The 5979-nt window shown below is 41.0% G+C and carries 5 protein-coding genes; 3 read left to right on the top strand and 2 right to left on the bottom strand.

What is annotated here, in order from left to right; all coding sequences use genetic code 11:
• From Q0C19_RS10515 to recQ, 3 genes are all read left to right on the top strand, one after another.
• Window positions 1–1799: DEAD/DEAH box helicase (locus Q0C19_RS10515; protein WP_295055780.1), on the top strand; the 1799-nt coding region annotated here is incomplete at its 5' end.
• Window positions 1800–2076: 277 nt separating this feature from the next.
• A complete protein-coding gene (locus Q0C19_RS10510) occupies window positions 2077–2691 on the top strand; it encodes a DNA-processing protein DprA (RefSeq protein WP_295055779.1) in 615 nt (204 codons plus the stop codon).
• A 31-nt stretch (window positions 2692–2722) separates the two neighbouring features.
• On the top strand, window positions 2723–4540 hold the full coding sequence (gene recQ, locus Q0C19_RS10505) for a DNA helicase RecQ (protein WP_295055777.1): 1818 nt from the start codon (window positions 2723–2725) through the stop codon (window positions 4538–4540).
• A 3-nt stretch (window positions 4541–4543) separates the two neighbouring features.
• Here the strand turns inward: recQ and Q0C19_RS10500 are convergent, their stop codons facing one another.
• Both Q0C19_RS10500 and Q0C19_RS10495 read right to left on the bottom strand, forming a co-directional pair.
• Complete coding sequence (locus Q0C19_RS10500; protein WP_295055775.1) at window positions 4544–4861, bottom strand: sulfite:cytochrome C oxidoreductase subunit B; 318 nt, start codon at window positions 4859–4861, stop codon at window positions 4544–4546.
• 11 nt (window positions 4862–4872) lie between these two features.
• A partial coding sequence (locus Q0C19_RS10495; protein WP_295055774.1) for a molybdopterin-dependent oxidoreductase occupies window positions 4873–5979 on the bottom strand: 1107 nt, incomplete at its 5' end.

The raw sequence follows: 5979 nt of genomic DNA, 5'->3' as shown, positions 1-5979 counted from the left end.
CATGTAAGATGAACCGCAACCGATATAAAGATAAAGTGAATGATGACCTGATTAGTCGCATAACAAAGATGATCGTGACAGATGTGAAAAAAATAGAGAAAAAAATCATCAAAATTGATGAAAGTATCGACAAGCATGAAAAACTTGGATTGCAATATTTATCTGAAATTAATTCGATCGAAAGCAATATAAACACAAAAACAAATGAATATGGGATTGGAGTTAAGACTCTTGAGGATGTAGAAAAATACCTAAGCAATGGTGCTTCTGTCACAGATATCCGAAGTATTCTTGATCTAATAATGCATTATCGTACGATGCTCAATTGTGATTTGTATGAAGAAGAAAAAGCAAAATTAGATACTTCATTGAGGACAGATAATTTTTATTATGCACTTCATTTGCTTGAGGCACTTTATTTAATTCATTTCATTGAAGATGAGGGAGAACATTTTCAACCGGTTTGTCCTGCATGTAATGAAGGTATATTGAAAAAGGATGAAACAATAGAAGGTACGGAATTAAAAAGAGATTTTATTTGTCAAAAATGTAAAGCAAGATGTGCATGGAATAACTACAAGAGTATTAATGCCTTGAAAAATCAATCTGACAGATGGTTTGAAAATTTGTTCAACAAAAAAACGGCCTTTTGTGAAATCGACGGTGAAATATATATGATAGATATCAATAGAGTTACTAATGGGAATCCATTTATCAATATAGTTAAAGGGAAAAGTGATTGGCATATGCTATTGCCAATTTTTCCAGTGATTAATATGACATGTAATTCAATGGGGACAATGATTTCAGAAAAAAAGGGAGATAAAAAATACATTGAACCGGGACTTTTTGATTTCATGCTAATTGATGAAGCAGGAACGATCCCCCCATCTAAAATGGTGATTTTACAGGCTGCCAAAAGAGTTATGTTTTTTGGCGATGTGAAGCAACTTAAGCCTGTATTCCCGTTTGATGTTGATTTTGAGAGAAAAGTGCTTGAACGCTTTTTGAACGATCAGAGATCTATCAATGAGACAGCCGATTCATTTAGTTGTGCTTCTGATGTTTTTACGTTTGGTAGTGCACAAAAACCTCTGCAACGAGCTAATAATGCGATGAGTGTAGCAAATAATGCAACAACCTTTTTTATGCCTTATAATCAGAGTAAACTTGAAGGTGATATTTGGCTTAAAGAACATTTCCGATGTGCAGAATCAATAGTTGCCATTGCCAATGAATTGACCTATCATAATGAAGTGATTCCGAAGAAAGACGACTCATCGCATTATAAGCATCTATATTTTGTTGAGCGTGGTGGGGAAAAAGATCAAAACAATGTCAATAAGATTGAAGGGGAAGCAATCGTTCAGTATATATTAGAGAAGAAAGAAGAATTTAAATCTGCCTTGAAAATTGATGATGATCTAGAATATTTCAAAGGGATTGGAATCGTTACCCCTTTTACGAATCAACATTTTTTCATTGAGGGTTTAGTGAATGCAAAGGCAGTGGACATTCCGGGTATTAGCAATGTCAAAGTAGGAACTGTCCACAAGTACCAAGGGTCGGAACGACCGATAATTATCTTTTCAACCGTCTATGGCAATGAACATATGTCAAAAACCGCAAACATGTTCTTTAACCGTGGAGAAACCGATATGATTAATGTCGCGGTAACTAGAGCTAAAGATATTTTCATTTGCTTCGGAAACAAAAAAGCTCTTGAAGACAATAAGACATACTCCGGATTGATGCTGAAGCATATTCTGAATCATAATAATGATGTCTTAAATATGTAAATTTAATATATATAAGGCGTTACAGTTAATGGAAAAAGAATTACTAAAAGAGCTTTATTTATAGACACAATTCTTTTTCCTAAAAATTGTGTAATTATAAGATTATCAATGTGCATAGGAATGAGTGAAATGTAATAAACTATCATTATTTAGTGGTATAAAGAGGTTATTATCATTAATAAATGGTGTTATTATCATTTTAGAGCTTAATTAAGTAGTAGAAGCATTCCATCGATAGGTTATTTGATAATAAATCTATTATCATTTTTTCTTTGTGATGACAAAAAAACTTGCCGTATCCGGTACGGTGATCGTCAGTGGTGCAGCAACGGGAGTTGACCGCATTGCTCATGAGGGATCAGGAGTTGAAAATACCATTGCTATCTTGCCAAGCGGGATTGATATCCGTTATCCGAGTTCAAATGCCGGACTGATAGAATCGATAGAATCAAAGGGGCTCACTATATCTTCCTTTGAGCCCGGATTTCATGCACGCGAATGGAGTTTTGTGGTTCGAAATGAGATTGTGGTGGCGCTGGGGGATGCATTGATCGTAACCGAAGCCGACATCGGAAGCGGGAGTATGCGCAGTGTCGAATACGCATTAACGATGAATAAGCGTATTTATGTCCTCCCTCATCGGCTCCGAGAGAGTACAGCAACCCGTCAGCTTTTGAGGGAAGGAAAAGCGATTGCGATTGATGATATCGACAGCTTCGTCACACACGTCAGTCAAAAAGGACGAAATGCAATCCAGGATACTCCGTTTATCGCCTATTGCCGTAATAACCCCACCTATGAAGAGACGGTAGGGAAGTTTCCGGGTGAAACTTTCGAGGCGGAGCTAAACGGAACAATCGAAGTACGAAACGGAAGAGTAGCGGTTGTCTGAGTAAAAGAAAAAAAACAATGAAAGAAGTTTTATGATGAATATTTCTCCCGCCGGTAGTTCCCTTCACGCAACGTTGAAAGAGGTATTCGGATTTACCGGATTCAGAGAACATCAAGCGTTAGCGGTTCAAAGTATTATCGAAAATAAAGATATGCTTATGCTCCTTCCCACCGGAGGGGGAAAATCGCTTTGTTACCAACTTCCTGCCATTGTGAAAGAGGGGGTCACGGTTGTCGTTTCCCCGTTATTGGCACTAATGTACGATCAAGTCTCCGCACTTAAAGTGATGGGGATACAAGCCGAATCGCTCTCATCGATGCAAACTGAAGCAGAGGTACATAAGATCCAAAAAGATCTGATGGAGCAAAAGATTAAACTTCTGTACGTCTCACCGGAGCGAATGGCGACGAGAGGGTTTATTGAATTTTTACAGCAATTGACTATCAGTACGTTTGTTATCGATGAAGCCCATTGTATCAGTGAGTGGGGGCATGAATTTAGAGATGATTATCGTAAACTCAGCTCCATCCGTGGTATGTTTCCTCATGTATCCATAGCGGCTTTTACCGCTACCGCTACACAAAAAGTCAAATCGGATATTATCAATCAACTCCATTTAAACGATCCGGTTCTTATCAAAGCCGTTGCGTTTAGAAGCAACATAACGATCAGGGCAAGAAATCGTGAGGGGAACGGGCAAAAGCAGTTATTAGCCCTTATTCGGCAAAGAGAGGGAGAGAGCGGGATAGTGTATGCGTTTTCCCGCAAAGAGACCGAAGAGGTATCTCGGTTTCTGAATGGTAATGGGGTGGTTTCACGTCACTATCATGCGGGGATGAGCACAGAAGAAAGAACATCAGTTCACAAAGCGTTTATGGATGACACGCTTCAGGTAGTGGTTGCAACCGTGGCCTTCGGTATGGGGATTGACAAGAGCAATATCCGTTTTGTGATTCATACCTCAATGCCGAAATCGATTGAAAATTATTATCAAGAGATCGGTCGTGCGGGAAGAGACGGGCTGGAAGCACAGACGCTGTTACTCTATTCGATGTCGGATGTGGTCAATCGAAAATCATTGATTGAAAAGAATGCCGGCAGCGATGAGTATAAGCGTGTCGCACTGCAACAGCTGAATGATTCAATCCGGTTTGCGAGCGGAGAGGTGTGTCGGCATAAAGGGATAGCTGCCTATTTTGGAGATAAAATCGATGATTGTGCAGAGCTGTGTGATAACTGTCTCGAAGCAGAGAGTTTTAACATAGTGGACATATCCATTGAAGGTCAGAAGCTTTTATCTACGGTGCATAAAACAGCGCAGAGCTTCGGTGCGCATTATGTCATTGATGTCCTAAGAGGATCAGAATCGCAAAAAGTTTTGAGTGCAAATCACAATCTTCTCAGTGTTTACGGTATCGGCAGGGATCGATCAAAACAGGAGTGGCTCAGTATCACCAATCGGCTGATAGAGATTGAAGCACTTCTTCAAGCTGATTTCGGTGTGTTGAAAATTACCGAAAAAGGGGTGGCAATTTTAAAAGGGAAAGAAACGGTTACGATCAAAGAGACAACGCTCCATCCGCCGAAAGTTCTCCTTAAATCGGAAATATCGGTTAATAAAGAGATGCAGAGCTATGAATTCGAAAGACTCAGGGAGATGAGATCACAATTGGCACGCGAAGAAAAGGTCCCCGCGTATGTTATCTTTAGCGATAAAACTTTGCTTGAAATGTCGCAAAAACTTCCCAATACCAAAGAGGGTATGTTGGAGATCTCCGGTATCGGTATGGTAAAATATGATAAATACGGTGAGAAATTTTTGGATAGTTGCAGAAAATTGAGGCACTAGGGGTTAATGCCCTGATGCTGTAGCCTCATATCCGTAGTGTTTGACGAGATAGTTGATAATGGTCTGCTGATCTTCTTTTGGAATAGGGGCTTTAAACTCGTTCACCATTTTTTGAACGGTTCCGGTCCAGTAGGGGCGGCTTTTTTTACCTTGATTGAGGATATAGCCGAAAGAGTGACAGATAAGGCAGTATTGCTGTGTTACTTCATCATGGTCTCCCGCTTCGATCGGATAGTCGACGTAAGGGGTTTCAATAGGTTTGGCAACTTGAGCAATTGCCATTGAGGTTAAAAGTATGCTGAGTAAAATAATTTTTTTCATGATATGAACCCTTACACGATTTTTACATTGACCGCATCGACGGCATTGTATTGGTATCCGCCGGCATTCCAACCGATCTCATTCACTTGCGGCTGAATATTTCCGATGCGATTGATCGCTCGAACCATAATCGTATATTCACCTTTCTCCTTAGGCTCCCAACTGTAAAACCATTGACGATAAGCGTATTTTCCATAATCTTTTTGCAATGCGGTTGCACTCCAGCTTTTTCCGCCATCGGTCGATATCATAACCTCTTTGATCCCTTTTCCCTGATCGAAAGCGACTCCGGTTACTTTTACGCGTGAACCTTTTTTGATAACGGTATTAGGGGTCGGATAACCGATGACCGACTTGACTTTCATGGCAGCGATCGGTTTACGTTTGTACTCAAAATCGCTCCCCGAGATGACACATTCGCAGTCATTGTCAGGGACGGTATAGGCGACATCCATAAAAAAAGTTTTACGATACTCATCCATAACGGTGATTTCAGAGAGCATTTTCACCCAGCTGTCGGAAAAGTGTCCCGGGATAACGAGACGGAGCGGGAAACCGTTGAGATAGGGGAGATCTTCACCGTTCATGGCATAGGCAACGATAAGTTCGCCGCTAAGCGCTTCATCAATCTCCATTTCACGGAAAAAGCGCGGCGTTTCATCTACGGCAGGTTTTTCCAAACCGTTTACCCCTACAAATTTTGCTGATCCCTTGACTCCGGCCATGTTTAGGATATCTTTAAGCCGTACACCTTTCCATACCGCACATCCCATTGCCCCATGTCCCCATTGGACGCCGTGTGTCGCCTGGCCGGAAGCCGCATAATATTTTCGGCTGTTTCCGCCGCATTGGAGAACGGAGGTAATCTCTACCGGCTCAAATTTTGATTTCAAATCATCGACACTGAGGGAAAGGGGCTTTTCAACTGAGCCTTGAACACTCAGGCGAAACTCATTGAGATCGATGTATGTCGGAATATCGGGCATGTGCCATCGGACGAAAAACTGATCGTTCGGCGTAATCACTTGAGTGAAAATATCGCGCGGTGATTCAAGAAGCGGGGGACGGTCTGAGATCACTTTAAGAGGTTTCTTTTCCGGAAATGCAATAACCGGTGG

The sequence above is a fragment of the Sulfuricurvum sp. genome, assembly GCF_023250475.1.
GTDB lineage: Bacteria > Campylobacterota > Campylobacteria > Campylobacterales > Sulfurimonadaceae > Sulfuricurvum.
The sequence above is the reverse complement of the archived record's forward strand: the minus strand, read 5'-3'. Positions and strand labels throughout refer to the sequence as shown.

Excerpts from the sequence above, each read along its gene's own strand:
- recQ (WP_295055777.1), top strand. The coding sequence starts at position 2,723 with ATGATGAATATTTCTCCCGCCGGTAGTTCCCTTCACGCAACGTTGAAA.
- Q0C19_RS10510 (WP_295055779.1), top strand. The coding sequence starts at position 2,077 with ATGACAAAAAAACTTGCCGTATCCGGTACGGTGATCGTCAGTGGTGCA.
- Q0C19_RS10500 (WP_295055775.1), bottom strand. The coding sequence starts at position 4,861 with ATGAAAAAAATTATTTTACTCAGCATACTTTTAACCTCAATGGCAATT.